A 16,405-nucleotide genomic window follows, 5' to 3' on the forward strand; every position below is an offset into this window, starting at 1 on the left:
ATTTTAAAGGTACACAAAGGAGCAGAATTGTGCAAATAGAAGAATACATCAAAGCAGGAAAAATTGCATCTGAGGTAAGAGAGATAGTCAGGGTAAAAGATTGGATTGGAAAAACAGTTTATGAAATTTGTGAGTCGGTAGAAGATGAGATTAAAAAACGTGGTGCAAAATGTGCGTTTCCAGTTAACACAAGTATCAATGAAGTAGCAGCTCACTACACTGCAGAGCCAAATGATCCCATCACTATCAAAGATACAGACTTGGTAAAAATTGATCTTGGTGCACAGATTAATGGGTACATTGCAGATACCGCAGTAACAGTATGTTATGATCCACAGTATGACGGACTAGTACAAGCAGCAGAAGAAGGACTAGCAAATGCAATGTCAATGATAAAAGCAGGAGTAAAAGCAAGTGATGTTGGAAGAACCATTGAAACTACAATAAAGCAAATGGGATACAAACCAATTGCAAATCTTAGTGGTCACTCCCTAGAACAGTACACAATACATGCAGGGAAATCTATTCCAAATATTTGGTCAATTGGAGGATTTTCACTTTCAGAAAATTCAGCATATGCATGTGAGCCATTTGTGACAACAAGTGATGGAGGGGGGTTTGTCAGAAACGGGCAGATAAAAAATATTTTTGCAATAAATTCTAGAAAGAAGACAAAGGATCCGGAAGCAGACAAGATGCTTGATTTTATTTGGGAGAATTTTAACATGTTACCATTTGCCTTAAGGTGGATTACAAAAGAAAGAGATGAAAAAGAAGCAAGGGATTTACTCAACATATTGATAAAGAAAAAAGCTGTCCAAGCATATCCAGTTTTAATTGAAGTCAATGAACAAAGAGTTGCTCAAGCAGAACACACATTCATTCCAACAGAAAATGGGGTCACCGTTACTACCAAGGCATAGATTATTGTTCAATAGTTTCTCCAAATATTTTATCAATCACAGTATCACCATCACAAGAGTTACATTTTGATATTTTAGAGAACAATACATCTCCTTCAGCAAATTTTCTTTTCTTTTGTATTCCACAACCTTCACATTTTTCAATAGTGTACGCAATCGTGATTTTTTCTTTTGAGAACATTATTGAGGAACTCCCACAGTATTGCCAACACCTATGATGGCTACAGATTGACCTTCTTTTGTATTCTCTCTAATCATTTCATAGACTTGTAAGCGAACATCATCGGCTTGGTCTGCAATTTCTTTTGTCATCAAAGTTATTGCCTCCTTAACAGACTGTTTTACTACAATAGAAAATATTGGAATTTGTTTTTTAGTTGCAATTGCCTCAATGTGGAATTTCTCAGTTCCAATTCCTCCAATGGCTGCACCAAATCCTCGTGCAACAGATGCAGAGTCCTCACCTTCCATTTTCAATGCAGCATCAATCATAATTATTGCATCCAATTTATTTTCTGAAATTATTGATTCTAGTGCATCAGCAGGTCTTCCAACAGTAGAACCAGGACCTTCTGCTTTTAATAAAAATAATTTTCTGCTTTCAAACTCAGTTTTAGCAACAGCAGTTTGAAACGCAACAATTTCTTTTGGGCTATGTAACATCATTTTTCCAACAACCATGGGTCCAATTCCATCACCCACAGGTTGTCCTCTTTTAAATACAGGAATTGCTTCTTTCATTGCCTCTGCCTGCTCCATTATAAAAGGCAGAATCATCTGAAGTGGCAAAATTAAAGGATAGTTATTTTGTTTTTTAGCAGTCAAAAACATGTGATTGATAATTTTATGAATCATCTGCAAGGATGATGCAATTTCAAGCAAAGTTTGAGTTTTAGATAATTCTACATCATTTATTTCAGAAAAAAGTGATTTCACATGTTCTCGGGTATAATCTTCTCTGGATCTTACTGTATGCTGGACCTTCTCAACAATTCCATTCGGATCCATATCAACAGGCATTATAGTAAAATAATCTAGAAATTGATCAATTTTCTTTTCAGGGTTATCTTTTGGATTCAGATGTTTATTGACATAATTAATTAATTCATTTCTTGATTCTTCCCTGAATCCACCTAGTTTTTTAATTCCTTTTTTAATTTCACCTGAAGTTACATACAATTGAATTCGTTGACCATAAAAAATGAAGATGATAATTGGCAAAATCCAGATCAGCATCATTAAGGGATTGGTATCATCTTTCATTCCAAACAGCTGATCAAAATCAAAATTTGTAAAATCCACTAAATCCCCGATCGTCAAATCTCAATTAAACCATTCGTCTGCTACAAAATCAAGCCAAAAAATTGTAGAAAATGCCTCTAGATGTGAAAAAATATGGCGAGTGCTTTTATTATAGTTCAAATACAAAAAAATCGAATATGCCACAAACCAAACCTATCGTAAGTGTGGAAAATGTAGTAGCTTCTGCATCTGTAGACCAAAAGATGGACTTAAATGAGATCACCAGAACATTTCCAGATGTAGAATACCATCCGGACCAATTTCCAGGATTAGTTTTTAGATTAAAGAGTCCAAAAACTGCAACATTAATTTTCACTTCAGGTAAAATGGTATGTACTGGTTCTAAATCAGAAGAGATGGCAAGAAAAGCCGTAAAGACAGTTGTTCAAAAACTTCGAAAGGGTGGAATCAAAGTAAAGAAAGATGCAGTTGTAGAAATCCAAAATATAGTTGCATCAATTAACCTCGGCGGAAAAATCCACCTAGAACAAGCTGCAAGAACATTGCCACGAAGCATGTATGAACCAGAACAATTTCCAGGACTTATTCATAGAATGCTAGATCCTAAAACAGTCATTTTGCTATTTTCCTCAGGAAAACTGGTCTGTACAGGTGCAAAAAAAGAGCCAGATGTTTACAGGTCTGTAAATAATCTGCATGCATTACTAGAAGAAAAAGATCTAATGATTTATGACTAGTCATAAATCAAATATATTTTCATTAATTTTCTAATTATTTAGTTATAAAAATAATCAAACTTTAATGCAAAATCTACAACATTAATCAGATAATCAAAGAAATTATGGCATCTAAATAACAGGTAGAAAACACATTGAATAAAAGACTAGCATTCCCTTTCAAAAATTAAATTATTTGATAGGGCTTCCTAAAGGAACGTCTTCTTCCACGGTCAACCAGAATGGTCTGTCATCTACATCTGCAGCTAAAAGCATTGCATTAGATTCCACTCCTGCCATCTTTTTTGGTTCCAGATTTGCAAGAACAATTACAGTTTTTCCAATAATATCATCTGGTTGAAAATATTGAGCGCCACCAATAATCACATCACGTTGATCATCATTTCCTAAATCAATTTGGCCTTTGATTATTCTTGTTTTTCCTTCAATTGGCTCTGTTGCGATAATTTTTGCAACCCTAATATCCAATTTTGCAAAATCATCATATGATACATTTGACATGAAAAGACATTAATTTTGCCTGTTAAATGAATTTCGAATTACTGTAAATCTTTTTTATCAATTCCACTAGTTTCAATCTCATATCGCAATGCAGCTGGAAGTTCCATATACTTTTTGTTAACCATTTGAATAATTTGGTCTTCAGGCACATTGACTTTTTTTAATAATTTTCCACGTTGATGCGCATATGCATTTTTCCAAAAACCAGCACCATCAAAGGTTCCTATTTTTGGCATGTATTTCGAGGGTTTCATTTTCTTTCAAAGATTAATTGACTGTGACGGAAGAATGGCAAATGCCATTAGAACTGGAGTTACTGTTCTGGATTTTAGGCATGTTGCCCATCACAGTCTATATTCTATGAAATCGGAATCTAATATATTTGATGAAGCTCAAAAGTTGCAATATAATACTTAGAATTTACGAGTAGATCAGGAATAACAAATAGTACACATGATTCTAGGATAGCGTTTTGTATTCCATAGAAGATATACACATTCATCATCTAAGAGAAATTTTGTTTTGCACTTACGACAAACATATTCACATAAGGGTTCAGGGAGTCTATCCCCACATTCATGTTACAGATTATTACATATTTAATGCAGGATGAATAATTTTACCTCATGGCAAAAATAGAAGTCAAAGTCCAAATTATTGCTCCTGTTGAAAAAGTATGGGATATTGTTTCAGATATCGATAATGAACCAAAATTTTGGAAGGGGACAAAAAAAGTAAGAAATATCTCAAAGAATGAAAATACCATCAACAGAGAAATTACAATAGCATTTCGTGATCAAAAATGTCTACAAGAGATCACCATAGAGCCAAAGAAGAGAATTCATGCAAAATTCACCAAAGGAATAATCAATGGTGAAAAAATTGTCACTTTAATTCCAGAAGAAGGTAAGACCATTCTTCAAACTGTCTGGGACATTAAATTGACAGGAATGATGGGGATGTTTACTGGAATGATAAAAAAACACATCAAAAGCGGTACTGAGCAAGCTATGCAAAGTATCAAAGAAGAGATTGAGAGATAGTTCATGGACATAGTATTTGATGTTTTTAATTATTCATTGTCTGCAATTCTAATTGGAATATGTGGAGCTTGGACATATCTAATAAAATCAATGGTAGATTCATTTCGATTAACACCATATTTAGATAGATTCAAAAACACTGCACAAGCATCACCAAAAGTATCAATAATTCTTCCAGCAAGAAATGAAGAGGAATTTCTTGGTAGATGTTTAGATTCATTAATCAATCAAGATTATGAGAACTATGAGATTATTGTAATTGATGACTCATCAGAAGATTCCACAGCAAACATAATTTCAGAGTATGCCAAGAAAAATCTAAAAATTATTCATGTGTCGGCAAGACAAAAACCAGATGGATGGATGGGTAAGAATTGGGCATGTATGGAAGGGTACAGAAAGGCAACTGGAGAACTTTTACTGTTTACAGACGCAGATACAACACATCAAAAAAACGTTGTATCACTTGCAGTGGCACACCTTCTTTCATTTGATTTAGATGCATTATCAACTATACCCAAAATGAGAACATTTGATTTTTGGACAAAAATTACACTTCCAATGATCTCAACATTTTTGCATACGCGATTTTCTGCATTAAATGTCAATAACCCTTCAAAAAAGACAGGGTATTTTTTTGGTAGTTTTTTCATTTTAAAGAAAACAACATATGAACAAGTTGGAATGCACGAAGGTGTAAAACATGAAATAATTGAAGATGGTGCACTTGGTAAAAAAGTAAAGGAATCAGGTTATAAAATGAAGATGGTTAGAGGAGAACATCTTATTGATGCAGTTTGGGCAAGAGACAAAACCACACTTTGGAATGCACTAAAAAGATTGATGATTCCTTTATACCTTCAAAGTGGAAAAATTGCGATAGGAATTTTCTTTGCAGTAATGTTTTTGCTCTTTGTTCCATTTCCAATTTTGGTGGCATCAATTTTATTACCTGCTGAAACTTTATCTTCAAAAATTCTTTGCATCACATCACTAATCGGATCACTTTTGATTTATACTGGAGCAATAATCGAAGCCAAAAAAGGATTGGAGTTAAGATTTGCTCATGCATTATTTGCCCCACTAGGCAGTTTGGTGGTAGTTTTAGGATTTTTGACAGGATTACTTCAAGCCAAAAAAACGTCATCAGTTACTTGGAGAGGAAGAAGTTACTCTATGAAGGATCATACTCAGAGTTCAATTAGCGTATAGCAAGCCTTTTAGATACAAAATAAGAAATAAAAAATCTCATGGACAAATCAGGCGTATTTGTAGGTGGGGCCATAGGAGCTGCAATTGCAATAGTAGTTTTTGCAGTGTTATTTGTTTCACCACCAGAATCAGTAAAGCCAGACATTATTGTTAGTAATGGACATAGTCCAAGTACTGTTGGAGAAACCACCCCAGCATACACAAAAAAATTATCATTAATAGAGATATTTGAAAAATCAGAACCAGGAGTCGTCAGAGTTAATGTTCAAAGAGGTGAAACTGGCGATTCAGTTGGAGGAGTTGGCTCAGGTTTTGTCTTTGATAAAAATGGTCATGTAATAACAAACGCACATGTGATCAAAGAGTCTCAAAAAATTGTTGTAACTTTTCTTGATGGAAGATCATATAATGCAGAAATTATTGGAGTAGATACGTTCACAGATCTTGCAATAATCAAAGTTAACGCAGATTTATCATTGCTACAACCATTATCAATTGGAGATTCTTCAAATCTCAAAGTTGGAGAACCAATAGCAGCCATTGGTAATCCATTTGGACTATCAGGGTCCATGACATCAGGCATTGTTAGCCAATTAGGAAGATTGCTTCCATCAGGTTCAGGATATTCAATCCCAGATGTTATTCAAACAGATGCAGCTATCAACCCAGGAAACTCTGGAGGCCCATTATTGAATATGAGAGGAGAGGTAGTTGGAATCAATACTGCAATTCAATCAGCAACAGGGGAATTTACAGGTGTAGGATTTGCAATTCCATCACAAACAGTTGCAAAAATAATTCCTACATTGATTGAAGATGGGGAATACAAACATCCATGGATAGGGATTTCAGGCAGAGATATCGACCCTGATCTAGCCAAAGTATTAGATCTTCAAGATGCAGTGGGCTTTTTGATAGTAACAGTAGTAGAAGATAGTCCAGCATCCAAAGCAGGATTAATAGGATCAGAGAAAACTATTGAGGTAAACGGAGTCAACTATCCAATGGGGGGGGATATTATTTTATCAGTTGATGATGTTGAAGTAAGAAAGATTGATGATATTTTGATTCATCTTCAAAGAGCAAAATCAGTTGGGGATGAGATGATTTTAGAGGTGTTACGAGATGGTAGAACCACAGATGTTTCAATTATTCTTCAAGAAAGACCAAATGGGAATTAAGTAATATAAAAATAAAAAAATTAAGTCTGAAGTAGAGTAATCTAATAAAATTTTAAAATTATTTGAGAATCACATCAAGTAGATATTTCTTTTAATTGGATATTAAAAAAATCAATGTCTGTCATCATGAGATGGTTCATTTCATCAATGACTTTTTGGACAACTTCAGTTTTTGATGTAAAAAATCCTTTAAACCAATCACCTTTTTCAACACCGCCAATATCTTGAGCAACTAATGCAAACAAGTAATCATTATGTTTAGAAATTACAATCCACATATCTTGAAGAGTGGTTCCAGCACATGTTAAAATTTCAGCCTTATCAGGTGGAGTTTGTGGTGCAAAGAACGGGTTATCAAATCCACCAATAATCCAAGCCTTTGGAATATTTTTTAACATTTCCAAATATCTATTTTCAACATATTTGTAAAGATGTTCGGTTTCAAATGTTGCAACTAGTGGCGCATATGCTCTTTGTGCATGCTCCTCAATCATCATACTAAGCCTATAGAGATCAGTTCTCTTCACTTTGTCAAAATTCAAATATTCTGCATTAATGTAGGACATAAGAGTATCAAACCGATTTCTATCAGTGACATCCACTAACGAAGTATCTCTAAGTTCAGGAAATTGATTTGTAATGCTCTCTAAAAATTTCACCATATCAGTTCTCCATTCTAGTTGTGTCTGGGGGACGCCTTACCAGTAATTCGTACGATATCTGGATCAGTTGCAATTTTTTCAATATGTCTTACACCCATCAAACCAGAAAATATCACACCATCTCCCCATTTGTTGGTAGTAATTTCAATTGGGTATTTGTCTCGACCTTCCTCTTGTTTTTTATGTAAATCTGTCCCTTCCTTATAGGTGGCAGTGATATTTACGTGTGGAATGTCTGGACCAACATATCTTTTTAGATTTAATTCAAACAACAATACACGAATTAAAAGTTCAGGATCAATTGTGGGATGGCTATTCATAACATTATTTAAGAAAACACGAAAGTGTTCAGAGATTGTTAATGTTTGACTCATACAGGCTTCACGTCAAAATCAAATTTAAGGGACATGACAAACAAATCAACTTTGGCACTAGGAATTGTTTTTAATGCTGAATAGTACTCAGAAATTAATCAGCAACCACACAAGCATAAATACTTCCCATCAAGAATTCTTCTGTTGAACAAACTTGTACTGAATTCTGAGAGTTTAAACAATGTTTTAGACAATAGGGGAATTTCGCGTCAAAATATATTAGAAATTTATCAACATGCAATAAAAGATCCAAATGAGCTTTTTTCAGCAGCACAAATTTTAAGAAAAAAATACAAAGGAAATGCAGTTACATTTTCAAAAAAGGCATTTTTCAATATTGTTAATCTATGCAAAGATAGTTGCTCATATTGCACATACAAAGCAGAGCCAGAGGAAGAAAAATTATCACTAATGTCAAAGCAACAAATTACAGAATTACTTGAACTGGCAAAAAAATACAGATGTGTTGAAGCATTATTTGTAACAGGTGAACAACCCGAACAGAGATATCAGGAAGCAAGAGATTGGTTAAAAGAAAATGAGGTTACATCAACGTCAGAGTATCTAATTCATGCATCAGAAATAGCATTAGAAAAAGGGTTGTTCCCACATACCAACGCAGGCAATCTAAATTTTGAAGAGATGAGAGAGTTAAAGAAAACAAATATTTCGATGGGATTAATGCTTGAAAATGTTAGTGAAAGATTAACTGAAAAAGGAATGCCTCATTTCTTGGCAGCAAGTAAAAGACCAAAGGCAAGATTAGAGATTTTAGAAAACTCCGGAAAATTACGAATTCCAATGACCACAGGAATTCTTGTAGGGATTGGAGAAACCATAGAGGAAATTATCGATTCATTACTGGCAATAAAACAATTACATCAAAAATACGGAAACATTCAAGAAATAATTTTACAAAATTTCCAACCAAAACAAGACACTAGAATGAAAGACGAGCCATCAGCTGATGAGAAATATTTCAAGATTGTAGTGGCGCTATCTCGAATCATCATGCCAAAAATGAATATACAGATTCCACCAAATCTCTCTCCAAGATCATATCAAAGTTTTTTGTCAGTTGGAATAAATGATTGGGGAGGAATTTCTCCTCTAACACCTGATTTTGTAAATCCTGAATTTTCTTGGCCAGAAATAAACAAGGTAGAAGAAAATTCAAAGAATGCAGGATTTAATTTGAAATGTAGATTTCCAATATATCCTGAATTCTCTTCTTTTATTAGTAAAGAGTTACAAGATAAAATGGAAAAAATTCAAGATGAGGAAGGTCTAGTAAAAGAGGAGTATTGGAGATGACAGCAAACATAGACTCACTTTTTAAAAATTCTGATCCAATTATTTCAGAAATTCTAAACAAGGCACTTTCAGAAAAAGAAGTATCAACAAAAGAAGGGCTAGCATTATACGATGCATCTGGAATTGATTTTCATTTAGTAGGATTGGTTGCAGATGAATTGAGGAAGAGAAGAGTTGGAGACATTGTTTCGTATGTGGTAAATAGAAATATCAATTTTACAAACGTCTGTATCAAGCAATGTGGATTTTGTGCATTTAGTAGAGATTTTAGAGAGGAAGAAGGATATTTTCTTCCAACAGAAGAAATTGTACGTAGAACAAAAGAAGCATATCAATTAGGAGCAACTGAAGTTTGTGTGCAGGCAGGCCTTCCACCAGATATGGAGGGAGATGTGTATGAGAATATTTGTAGAGAAATAAAGAAAGAGGTCCCAGATATTCATATTCATGGTTTTTCACCTGAAGAGATACTATATGGAGCAACACGTTCTGGAGTTAACATTGAAGAATTTCTCAAAAGAATGAAAGAAGCAGGAGTAGACACACTCCCAGGAACATCAGCTGAAATTCTCGATCAAGAACTAAGAGATAAAATTTCACCAGGTAGAATAAGTGTAAAGGATTGGGAAAAAGTCATCAAGACTGCCCACAAAATGGGAATCAATACCACATCAACTATGATGTTTGGACATTTGGAATCACTTGAAGACAGAGTAAAACATATTGAAAAACTCAGAGAGATTCAAAAGGAAACCAATGGATTTACAGAATTTGTTCCACTAAATTTTGTTCATACAGAGGCACCAATGTACAAACACCAATTGCATGAAGGAATTAGACAAGGCGGTAGCGGAAATGATGTCTTACTAACTCATGCCATTGCAAGAATTATGCTCAACAATTGTATAAACAACATACAGATGTCTTGGGTCAAAGAAGGACAAAAAATGTCTCAGCTTTTACTGATGTGGGGAGCTAATGACTTTGGGGGAACGTTGATCAATGAAAGTATTTCAACCTCTGCAGGTTCAGAACATGGTCAATTATTAAAACCAAAAGAAATTAGAAGGATGGTTAGAGAGATTAAAAGAACTCCTGCTGAAAGAAATACAAAATACAAAATACTGAAAAAATTTGAAGATAATGAAGAACCAGAAGAGGGACTAGATAAAATTACAAACACATCACAATTTGGCTCATATGTAGAATTGATTAAAATAAATAAATTCAATTATCAAAATCCAAGGAGAAAATAATTGTCTGCCTTAGAAAAGGCATTACAACATTCAAAGAAAAAACGAATCGATGAATGTGAAATTATTTTTGTGAAAAAAAACATCACCACAGTAAGAATAACAGATTCAGAGATTGCAGAAATCAAACAAAATTATGATGAAAGTTTTGGAATAAGATTAATTCATGAGAAAAAAATTGCAACAATCCAAACTACAAAAAAAGAAGAAATAGAAAATTCCGTGGATTTAGCATTTTCAACCATTTCAAATCTAAAATCAAGAGAATTTTGGAAAGGACTGCCTGAAACTGCACAAAATACAAATCTCAAAGGAACGTACGATGATAAATTAGAAAATATTTCAGGCTCAAATTCAATGGATATCGCACAATCTATGATAAATTCAGCAAATTCTAATAAAATTAATACGATTACAGGCTCATTAAACATTGTTTCAGAGCTTTTTGAGATAGAGAATTCAAACGGACTCCATTTCAATGACAAATCAACATACATTTCAGGAATCATTAATGCAGAATCAGAGCAAGGGATTTTACCAGTATCAGGAATAGGACACGCAAATTGCAGAACCCTATCAAATTTTTCAGCAGAGCAGATTGGTCAAGATGCAAAAAAAATGTGTATTGAATCAATAAATCCAAAAAAAATTAACTCAGATGTTTATTCAATAATTTTTGAGCCGTATTCTGTGGGAGAATTATTAGCGTTTGTTGTTGGATCAAATTTCAATTTTAAAACATTTTCAGAAAAGAAGAGTTGCTTTTCAAATAATTTTGAAGATAAAATAGCAGTTGAGGATTTTAATTTAACAGATGATCCACATATACCAGAAGGGATAGGAACAAAATCAGTTGATGACGAAGGAATGACTACAAGAAAAAACAGTTTAGTTGAAAAAGGTGTTTTTAAAAATACTTTTTCTAATCTTTTTGATAGCTACAAAGAAGATAAAGAATCCACAGGAAATGCTGCAAGGTTAAGCTCATTGATGGGCAGAAGTTCAGAACCTATTCCAATTTCAGCACCACATAACCTAAAAATTGATTCAGGAAAATCCTCGCAAGAAGACATGATCAAAGATACAAAATACGGATTGTTAATTGGAAGATTATGGTATACATATGCAGTAAATCCCATAAAGGGTGATTTTTCATGTACTGCAAGAAGCGGCATTAGAATTATAGAAAATGGTGAAATTAAGGGTCCGGGAAAATCTGTAAGAATTGTTCACAATCTTCCAACAATGTTAAAAAATATTTCAGAAATTGGAAACAATCAACAAAATGTTATCCAATGGGCATCATTGCCATCCATCACTCCTTCAATCAAGGCTGAAAATATCAAAGTAAATTCAATTTGAAACAAATCAGAACATTATTTGAAAAAAGTCAACAAAAGATATGCCACATATCCTATTGCCAAACCTACGCCCACGACTCTATTAATCACGCCTGTTTTAAGACCAATTAGTAGTGCTAGACTAAACAATATCATAATTGCATAGTCAACGTAAACATCAGCTGAAATTATTACACCGCCAAGTGCAGCACCGACTCCCATTATCATTAAGATGTTGTAGATGTTGCTTCCTATGATGTTACCAACACCAATATCCCCATGTCCCTTTTTAATTGCAATAACTGATGTGATCAATTCTGGAAGAGATGTTCCAATTGCAATTATAGTTAAACCAATAATTTTTTCAGATAACCCAAATTCTTTAGCAAGAATTACTGCATTATCAACTGTTAGAATCGCACCAATATACAAAAGACCAATACCAAGTCCAATCAGACCAATTGATTTTAGAAAGACATTTTCTTTTCCTTGAGGAAGTTCATCTTTGTTTTTTTGACGCTGTTTCATTGCATCCTTTAGAGTATAATATCCAAACACACCCAACCCAACAAGCAAAAGTATTCCATCATAATTAGATAGTTCACCATCAATTGAAATTAAAACAAGTAAGATAGAAACTCCCAACATGATTGGAATTTCTTTTCGAAGTAATGATTTTTGAATTACAATTGGAGCAAGGATTGCTGCAACTCCAATTACCATTCCAACATTTGCAATATTACTTCCAACAACATTTCCCAAAATGATTGCGCTGTGCTCACCTGCAGCTGCTACACTTGCTGCAAGTTCTGGCGTGGAAGTACCATACGCTACAATAGTCATTCCAATAACAAGATTGCTGATGCGGAATTTTCTAGCAATAGCAACGCCACCACTAACTAGCCAATTACCACCAAAGCACAGCATTACCAATCCTACAAGAGTAAGAACTGCACTGATTACGATTTCCACAAGAAACTTTCAGTTTATGATGGTTTAAAGTGAGACATTTACTATAATTTTACAATTCAAGCAATTCAAGCTATTCTAAATTCAAAGTTTAGGCTCAAATTATGACCTAAACGATTATTCGGATTCTTTTAGGGAATCAAGTTTAGTACTTGCTGTATCAATAATTTTCAAATAGTCTGCTCTAGGTTCAGTGCTTATTAGAAATAACTCATTTGAATTTATTGGAATGGTAATCATTGTTACTTTTTCATATTCTGTAATAGAGGATTTTTCATGACCTATCTTATAAGCCAGATTTGTATACAAATCCCGTTTTTGTAAAGCATAGTGAATAGACATTTTCACCTCATCACCAACCAGCAATTTTTCAACTTCATCTTTTTGCCCCCCTGCAATCAATTCGCCTTTATTATTTGCCACACCAGCAAATCGTACCTGAGGATCTAAATCAAGAATTTCTTTGGATAAAACATCATAATTAATTGCCAAAGAATACACCAAATCTACTTCTTTTTCTTTCTAAAGATTTCATCTTTTTCTTGTAATTCATCAGTGTACGTATCCATATCCAGCATGAATTCCTCTTCATCTGAATACGCAGATTCAGCATGTTCGCTGATATCAAGACCGACATCTTCAACTTCAGGTGAAACTCTAATTCCAATCAAATGCTTAATTATTTGCATCAGTATCCAAGTTCCTCCAAATCCTATTGCTGCTGCAACACCAACGCCTACTGCTTGAATCCATAGTTGATCAGGATTTCCAAATAGCAATCCATCCACGCCACCAGGGTTAATCATAGTACTTGCAAAGATACCAATTGCAAGAGAACCTACAATGCCTGCAACACCGTGAACTGAGCTGACATCAAGTGCATCATCAATGCGTAACTTCTCTTTGAATAACACTACACCAGAGTAAGAGATAACACCGATTGCAATTCCAATTACAAAGGCATGTTCAGCACTAACAAATCCAGATGCAGGTGTAATTCCAGCAAGACCAGCAATTGCACCATTAATTGTAGCAACAACAGAAGGTTTTCCTGTTCTTACCCATGAAAGTCCACCCCAAATCAGGGCTGAAACTGAAGAAGCCATATGTGTTACAATAACAGTATTTCCTGCAACACCGCCAGATGCTGCAAGTGCACTTCCTGCATTAAATCCAAACCAACCAAGCCACAACAAAGAAGAACCTAAGACTGCAAGTGGAATACTATGAGGAATCATAATAGCAGGACCGTAATTCCTTCTCTTTCCAAGAACTAGTGCAGCAGCTAAGGCTGCCATACCAACACTTGTGTGAATCACAATACCTCCGGCAAAGTCTACAACTCCTAGTTGAGATAACCAACCGCCACCCCATACCCAGTGTACAAGTGGATAGTAGATGAGCATAGACCATGCTGCAATAAATATGATAAATGAGCTGAACTTCATTCTTTCAGCAATTGTTCCTGTAAGAAGTAATGGAGTAATACATGCAAACATCAATTGGAATTTTACAAACAGCACTCCCGGAATTGTTGGTGCATAATCAAGTGGAGCGTCTGAGGGTATACCCTTTAGGAATACCCAATCCATGTTTCCTACAAGACCAGTATCAGATGGACCAAATGATAAACTAAAACCAAAGACAAACCACATTACACTCAAAAGTGCCAAACCGAAAAATATTTGCATGAAAATTGAAGCGGCATTTTTCTTTCTTAGTAAACCAGATTCAAAAAGACCCAATGCAGGGATCATAAGCAATACAAGACTTCCAGCTACGAGCATCCACGCGGTATCACCAGAGTCAAGTACCATTAAAAAAAAGACTCGTTTTTAATTAATAACAATATCTAAATTTGATTGTCAAATGATAATCATTTGGTCTACAAAATCAGAAATTATATTTATCAAGTTGAAACTATAGTTATCAAATGCTCAAAATACAAGCCATTCTTGGCGAAAATGACGTCATGGCAATAAGTGAAGCACTAAAAGTAGTTGGAATAGGGGGCCTTACTGTAACCAAAGTTAGAGGCAGGGGAAAGAGACCCGGTCCTGAAATTCACGCATCAAAAGGAAGTGAGATTTTTGTTCCACAATTTAATGACAAGTATTTTATCGAGGCGATCATACCAGAGTCAAAAGAGGACGAAGTGGTAAACATCATCAAAGAAAATGGCAGAGTGGGAAAGATTTTTGTTTCACAAGTATTGCGTGCAATAGATATTGCAACAGGTGAAGAAGGCGAATCAACAATAATGTGATGTGGTATGAATTTTCGTAAAAGTAAATTATTCCAAAGGGAAAAAATGCAACCAATTAAACCAAAAGATTATCCAAAAGTTGCAGCCATAGTAGGAATAATTGTTATACCACCAATACTTTTGTTGTTCATATGAAAGTCTCTAAAATTACTATTGCAAAATTAATAATGGCCGCAGTTGGTCTAACTTTAGTTGGATTGTGGTTATTTTCAGATTATATTTTCTAAAAATTAAAAATCTCCAAAATTGTTTTCATAAACAATTGTAGGATTTTTGAGTTGTTTTTCTAGTGCAGGTAAGGATTTCATTATACAATAATTTACAAAATCACTAAATGATTTTATTCTATAATCAGTTCGAAGTGTTTCTTTATTTTCCTCATAGATTACTTGGAGTTTATGTAAAGTAAATTTCTGTAATGGGACAAACCTACTTCGTTTTGGCAAAGGTCTTGATGCCACATTTTCTTCAAAAGTAATTTCAAGATCTTGTTTACCATCAATAGTTTCCATGTCAACAACTTCTTCCATTTCAGAGACAAAGATTTTTCCTCCATGTGTTGCAGACAAACCAGAATTTTTTGAAATCATCTCAACAATTTTTCGTGCATCTTTATCTGGAACAACAGTTTCAATTTTTGCAAGTGGTATAGATTTTAGGCCAGTTGAACCAACACGTGAGCCTTTTGATTCATCATAGATGTTACTGTCTTCGAGATTTCGTTTATCAATAATGTAAGTGCCAACCATATTCAAATGAGTTTTAATCGTAGGAAAATTTTTTCTTTTGATTACAGCTTCTATCTTCTTCACAAGTAATTTTCAAAAAAAGGGGCTATTTATGAGAATAGGCAGTTATCAGCAATAAATTCAGATCGAATTTAGACTTTAGATCTAAAATTAGAAAATATAGGCACGAAAGAGTGTAAAAAAATCAGCTAGAAAGTTCAACAAAGCTCAAGTTAAAGACTAATAAGGTAATGTACCGTACTGTACAGTATGATGAGAGCAAGACTAACATATGTACCACTAGAAGTGGCAGAACAATTCGAAGATTTCATAATCAAAAGAGATGAAGAAATTCTTGGAGCAGTAAAAGCAAGAACTAGAGATTACAGCACGTTATCTCTATTGAAATTATTGTATCAGTTAAGAGGAAACCCAATGACATTTTCGGAACTGTATTCAAAATCAAAGATCAGAATGAAAAAGTCATTTCTGAACTATCTTCACTTATGTGTAGATTACAACTTTATCAAAAAAGAGGCAGTTGGATCAAACATGATCTATACAATAACTGACAAGGGACATACAATGCTAGGTCTCTTTATGCAGAAAAATAATTGACATGTAAATTCTCTGCATCAT

General features: G+C 34.1%; 21 protein-coding genes. 11 read left to right on the plus strand and 10 right to left on the minus strand.

Going from position 1 to position 16,405, the window contains the following annotated elements:
- Positions 1–29: 29 nt before the first annotated feature.
- Positions 30–923, plus strand: a complete 894-nt coding sequence (map, locus tag NPIRD3C_RS07930; protein ID WP_148703635.1) for a type II methionyl aminopeptidase — start codon at positions 30–32, stop codon at positions 921–923.
- A 1-nt stretch (position 924) separates the two neighbouring features.
- Here the strand turns inward: map and NPIRD3C_RS07935 are convergent, their stop codons facing one another.
- Positions 925–1,104, minus strand: coding sequence for a hypothetical protein (locus NPIRD3C_RS07935; protein ID WP_148703636.1), 180 nt, complete (start codon positions 1,102–1,104; stop codon positions 925–927).
- The gene (locus tag NPIRD3C_RS07940; protein ID WP_148703637.1) at positions 1,104–2,225 is read right to left on the minus strand and encodes a DUF1512 domain-containing protein; all 1,122 of its coding nucleotides are present in this window, start codon (positions 2,223–2,225) and stop codon (positions 1,104–1,106) included. The genes NPIRD3C_RS07935 and NPIRD3C_RS07940 overlap by 1 nt, the downstream gene beginning before the upstream one ends.
- A gap of 137 nt (positions 2,226–2,362) precedes the next feature.
- Here NPIRD3C_RS07940 and NPIRD3C_RS07945 point away from each other — a divergent pair, with 137 nt between their 5' ends.
- Positions 2,363–2,923, plus strand: coding sequence for a TATA-box-binding protein (locus NPIRD3C_RS07945; protein WP_012214981.1), 561 nt, complete (start codon positions 2,363–2,365; stop codon positions 2,921–2,923).
- Positions 2,924–3,094: 171 nt separating this feature from the next.
- Here the strand turns inward: NPIRD3C_RS07945 and NPIRD3C_RS07950 are convergent, their stop codons facing one another.
- Together NPIRD3C_RS07950 and NPIRD3C_RS07955 are read right to left on the minus strand one after the other, a co-directional pair.
- Positions 3,095–3,424 carry a tRNA-binding protein gene (locus tag NPIRD3C_RS07950; protein ID WP_148703638.1) on the minus strand — a complete coding sequence of 110 codons (330 nt, stop codon included), beginning with the start codon at positions 3,422–3,424 and terminating at the stop codon, positions 3,095–3,097.
- A gap of 38 nt (positions 3,425–3,462) precedes the next feature.
- A complete protein-coding gene (locus NPIRD3C_RS07955; protein WP_148703639.1) occupies positions 3,463–3,660 on the minus strand; it encodes a hypothetical protein in 198 nt (65 codons plus the stop codon).
- A gap of 390 nt (positions 3,661–4,050) precedes the next feature.
- Between NPIRD3C_RS07955 and NPIRD3C_RS07965 the strand changes: the two genes are divergently transcribed.
- From NPIRD3C_RS07965 to NPIRD3C_RS07975, 3 genes are read left to right on the plus strand one after another with little or no spacing between them, the layout of a single operon-like run.
- Entirely contained in the window at positions 4,051–4,467 is a 417-nt protein-coding gene (locus tag NPIRD3C_RS07965; protein ID WP_148703641.1) for a type II toxin-antitoxin system RatA family toxin, read from the plus strand.
- A 3-nt stretch (positions 4,468–4,470) separates the two neighbouring features.
- Positions 4,471–5,679: a glycosyltransferase family 2 protein gene (locus NPIRD3C_RS07970; RefSeq protein ID WP_148703642.1), complete on the plus strand. Its 1,209-nt coding sequence runs from the start codon at positions 4,471–4,473 to the stop codon at positions 5,677–5,679.
- Positions 5,680–5,717: 38 nt separating this feature from the next.
- Positions 5,718–6,860 (plus strand): S1C family serine protease, encoded by a 1,143-nt coding sequence (locus tag NPIRD3C_RS07975; RefSeq protein ID WP_148703643.1) that lies wholly within the window; start codon positions 5,718–5,720, stop codon positions 6,858–6,860.
- A gap of 74 nt (positions 6,861–6,934) precedes the next feature.
- Here NPIRD3C_RS07975 and NPIRD3C_RS07980 read toward each other — a convergent pair whose 3' ends face one another.
- Entirely contained in the window at positions 6,935–7,522 is a 588-nt protein-coding gene (locus NPIRD3C_RS07980; RefSeq protein ID WP_148703644.1) for a hypothetical protein, read from the minus strand.
- A 14-nt stretch (positions 7,523–7,536) separates the two neighbouring features.
- On the minus strand, positions 7,537–7,896 hold the full coding sequence (locus tag NPIRD3C_RS07985) for a KpsF/GutQ family sugar-phosphate isomerase (protein WP_148703645.1): 360 nt from the start codon (positions 7,894–7,896) through the stop codon (positions 7,537–7,539).
- A 144-nt stretch (positions 7,897–8,040) separates the two neighbouring features.
- Here NPIRD3C_RS07985 and cofG point away from each other — a divergent pair, with 144 nt between their 5' ends.
- From cofG to NPIRD3C_RS08000, 3 genes are read left to right on the plus strand one after another with little or no spacing between them, the layout of a single operon-like run.
- Positions 8,041–9,210, plus strand: a complete 1,170-nt coding sequence (gene cofG / locus NPIRD3C_RS07990; RefSeq protein ID WP_148703646.1) for a 7,8-didemethyl-8-hydroxy-5-deazariboflavin synthase subunit CofG — start codon at positions 8,041–8,043, stop codon at positions 9,208–9,210.
- Positions 9,207–10,466, plus strand: coding sequence for a 5-amino-6-(D-ribitylamino)uracil--L-tyrosine 4-hydroxyphenyl transferase CofH (cofH, locus tag NPIRD3C_RS07995; RefSeq protein WP_148703647.1), 1,260 nt, complete (start codon positions 9,207–9,209; stop codon positions 10,464–10,466). The genes cofG and cofH overlap by 4 nt, the downstream gene beginning before the upstream one ends.
- Complete coding sequence (locus tag NPIRD3C_RS08000) at positions 10,467–11,825, plus strand: TldD/PmbA family protein (protein WP_148703648.1); 1,359 nt, start codon at positions 10,467–10,469, stop codon at positions 11,823–11,825.
- Positions 11,826–11,839: 14 nt separating this feature from the next.
- Here NPIRD3C_RS08000 and NPIRD3C_RS08005 read toward each other — a convergent pair whose 3' ends face one another.
- From NPIRD3C_RS08005 to NPIRD3C_RS08015, 3 genes are all read right to left on the minus strand, one after another.
- On the minus strand, positions 11,840–12,775 hold the full coding sequence (locus NPIRD3C_RS08005; protein WP_148703649.1) for a calcium/sodium antiporter: 936 nt from the start codon (positions 12,773–12,775) through the stop codon (positions 11,840–11,842).
- A 114-nt stretch (positions 12,776–12,889) separates the two neighbouring features.
- Positions 12,890–13,264 (minus strand): DUF6659 family protein, encoded by a 375-nt coding sequence (locus tag NPIRD3C_RS08010; protein ID WP_148703650.1) that lies wholly within the window; start codon positions 13,262–13,264, stop codon positions 12,890–12,892.
- A 14-nt stretch (positions 13,265–13,278) separates the two neighbouring features.
- Complete coding sequence (locus tag NPIRD3C_RS08015; RefSeq protein WP_148703651.1) at positions 13,279–14,589, minus strand: ammonium transporter; 1,311 nt, start codon at positions 14,587–14,589, stop codon at positions 13,279–13,281.
- A 116-nt stretch (positions 14,590–14,705) separates the two neighbouring features.
- On the opposite strand from NPIRD3C_RS08015, the gene NPIRD3C_RS08020 reads away from it, so the two are divergent.
- Together NPIRD3C_RS08020 and NPIRD3C_RS11015 are read left to right on the plus strand one after the other, a co-directional pair.
- Positions 14,706–15,038: a P-II family nitrogen regulator gene (locus NPIRD3C_RS08020; RefSeq protein WP_148703652.1), complete on the plus strand. Its 333-nt coding sequence runs from the start codon at positions 14,706–14,708 to the stop codon at positions 15,036–15,038.
- Positions 15,039–15,044: 6 nt separating this feature from the next.
- Positions 15,045–15,173 (plus strand): hypothetical protein, encoded by a 129-nt coding sequence (locus NPIRD3C_RS11015; protein ID WP_255464666.1) that lies wholly within the window; start codon positions 15,045–15,047, stop codon positions 15,171–15,173.
- 95 nt (positions 15,174–15,268) lie between these two features.
- Here the strand turns inward: NPIRD3C_RS11015 and NPIRD3C_RS08025 are convergent, their stop codons facing one another.
- Positions 15,269–15,850 carry a P-II family nitrogen regulator gene (locus tag NPIRD3C_RS08025; RefSeq protein ID WP_148703653.1) on the minus strand — a complete coding sequence of 194 codons (582 nt, stop codon included), beginning with the start codon at positions 15,848–15,850 and terminating at the stop codon, positions 15,269–15,271.
- 186 nt (positions 15,851–16,036) lie between these two features.
- Between NPIRD3C_RS08025 and NPIRD3C_RS08030 the strand changes: the two genes are divergently transcribed.
- A complete protein-coding gene (locus NPIRD3C_RS08030; protein ID WP_148703654.1) occupies positions 16,037–16,384 on the plus strand; it encodes a helix-turn-helix domain-containing protein in 348 nt (115 codons plus the stop codon).
- The last annotated feature ends 21 nt before the right edge of the window (positions 16,385–16,405 follow it).

The sequence above is a fragment of the Nitrosopumilus piranensis genome (assembly GCF_000875775.1).
Lineage (GTDB): Archaea > Thermoproteota > Nitrososphaeria > Nitrososphaerales > Nitrosopumilaceae > Nitrosopumilus > Nitrosopumilus piranensis.

Excerpts from the sequence above, each read along its gene's own strand:
- NPIRD3C_RS07935 (WP_148703636.1), bottom strand. The coding sequence starts at position 1,104 with ATGTTCTCAAAAGAAAAAATCACGATTGCGTACACTATTGAAAAATGT.
- NPIRD3C_RS07945 (WP_012214981.1), top strand. The coding sequence starts at position 2,363 with ATGCCACAAACCAAACCTATCGTAAGTGTGGAAAATGTAGTAGCTTCT.
- NPIRD3C_RS07950 (WP_148703638.1), bottom strand. The coding sequence starts at position 3,424 with ATGTCAAATGTATCATATGATGATTTTGCAAAATTGGATATTAGGGTT.
- NPIRD3C_RS07955 (WP_148703639.1), bottom strand. The coding sequence starts at position 3,660 with ATGCCAAAAATAGGAACCTTTGATGGTGCTGGTTTTTGGAAAAATGCA.
- NPIRD3C_RS07965 (WP_148703641.1), top strand. The coding sequence starts at position 4,051 with ATGGCAAAAATAGAAGTCAAAGTCCAAATTATTGCTCCTGTTGAAAAA.
- NPIRD3C_RS07970 (WP_148703642.1), top strand. The coding sequence starts at position 4,471 with ATGGACATAGTATTTGATGTTTTTAATTATTCATTGTCTGCAATTCTA.
- NPIRD3C_RS07975 (WP_148703643.1), top strand. The coding sequence starts at position 5,718 with ATGGACAAATCAGGCGTATTTGTAGGTGGGGCCATAGGAGCTGCAATT.
- NPIRD3C_RS07980 (WP_148703644.1), bottom strand. The coding sequence starts at position 7,522 with ATGGTGAAATTTTTAGAGAGCATTACAAATCAATTTCCTGAACTTAGA.
- NPIRD3C_RS07985 (WP_148703645.1), bottom strand. The coding sequence starts at position 7,896 with ATGAGTCAAACATTAACAATCTCTGAACACTTTCGTGTTTTCTTAAAT.
- cofH (WP_148703647.1), top strand. The coding sequence starts at position 9,207 with ATGACAGCAAACATAGACTCACTTTTTAAAAATTCTGATCCAATTATT.
- NPIRD3C_RS08015 (WP_148703651.1), bottom strand. The coding sequence starts at position 14,589 with ATGGTACTTGACTCTGGTGATACCGCGTGGATGCTCGTAGCTGGAAGT.
- NPIRD3C_RS08020 (WP_148703652.1), top strand. The coding sequence starts at position 14,706 with ATGCTCAAAATACAAGCCATTCTTGGCGAAAATGACGTCATGGCAATA.
- NPIRD3C_RS11015 (WP_255464666.1), top strand. The coding sequence starts at position 15,045 with ATGAATTTTCGTAAAAGTAAATTATTCCAAAGGGAAAAAATGCAACCA.
- NPIRD3C_RS08030 (WP_148703654.1), top strand. The coding sequence starts at position 16,037 with ATGATGAGAGCAAGACTAACATATGTACCACTAGAAGTGGCAGAACAA.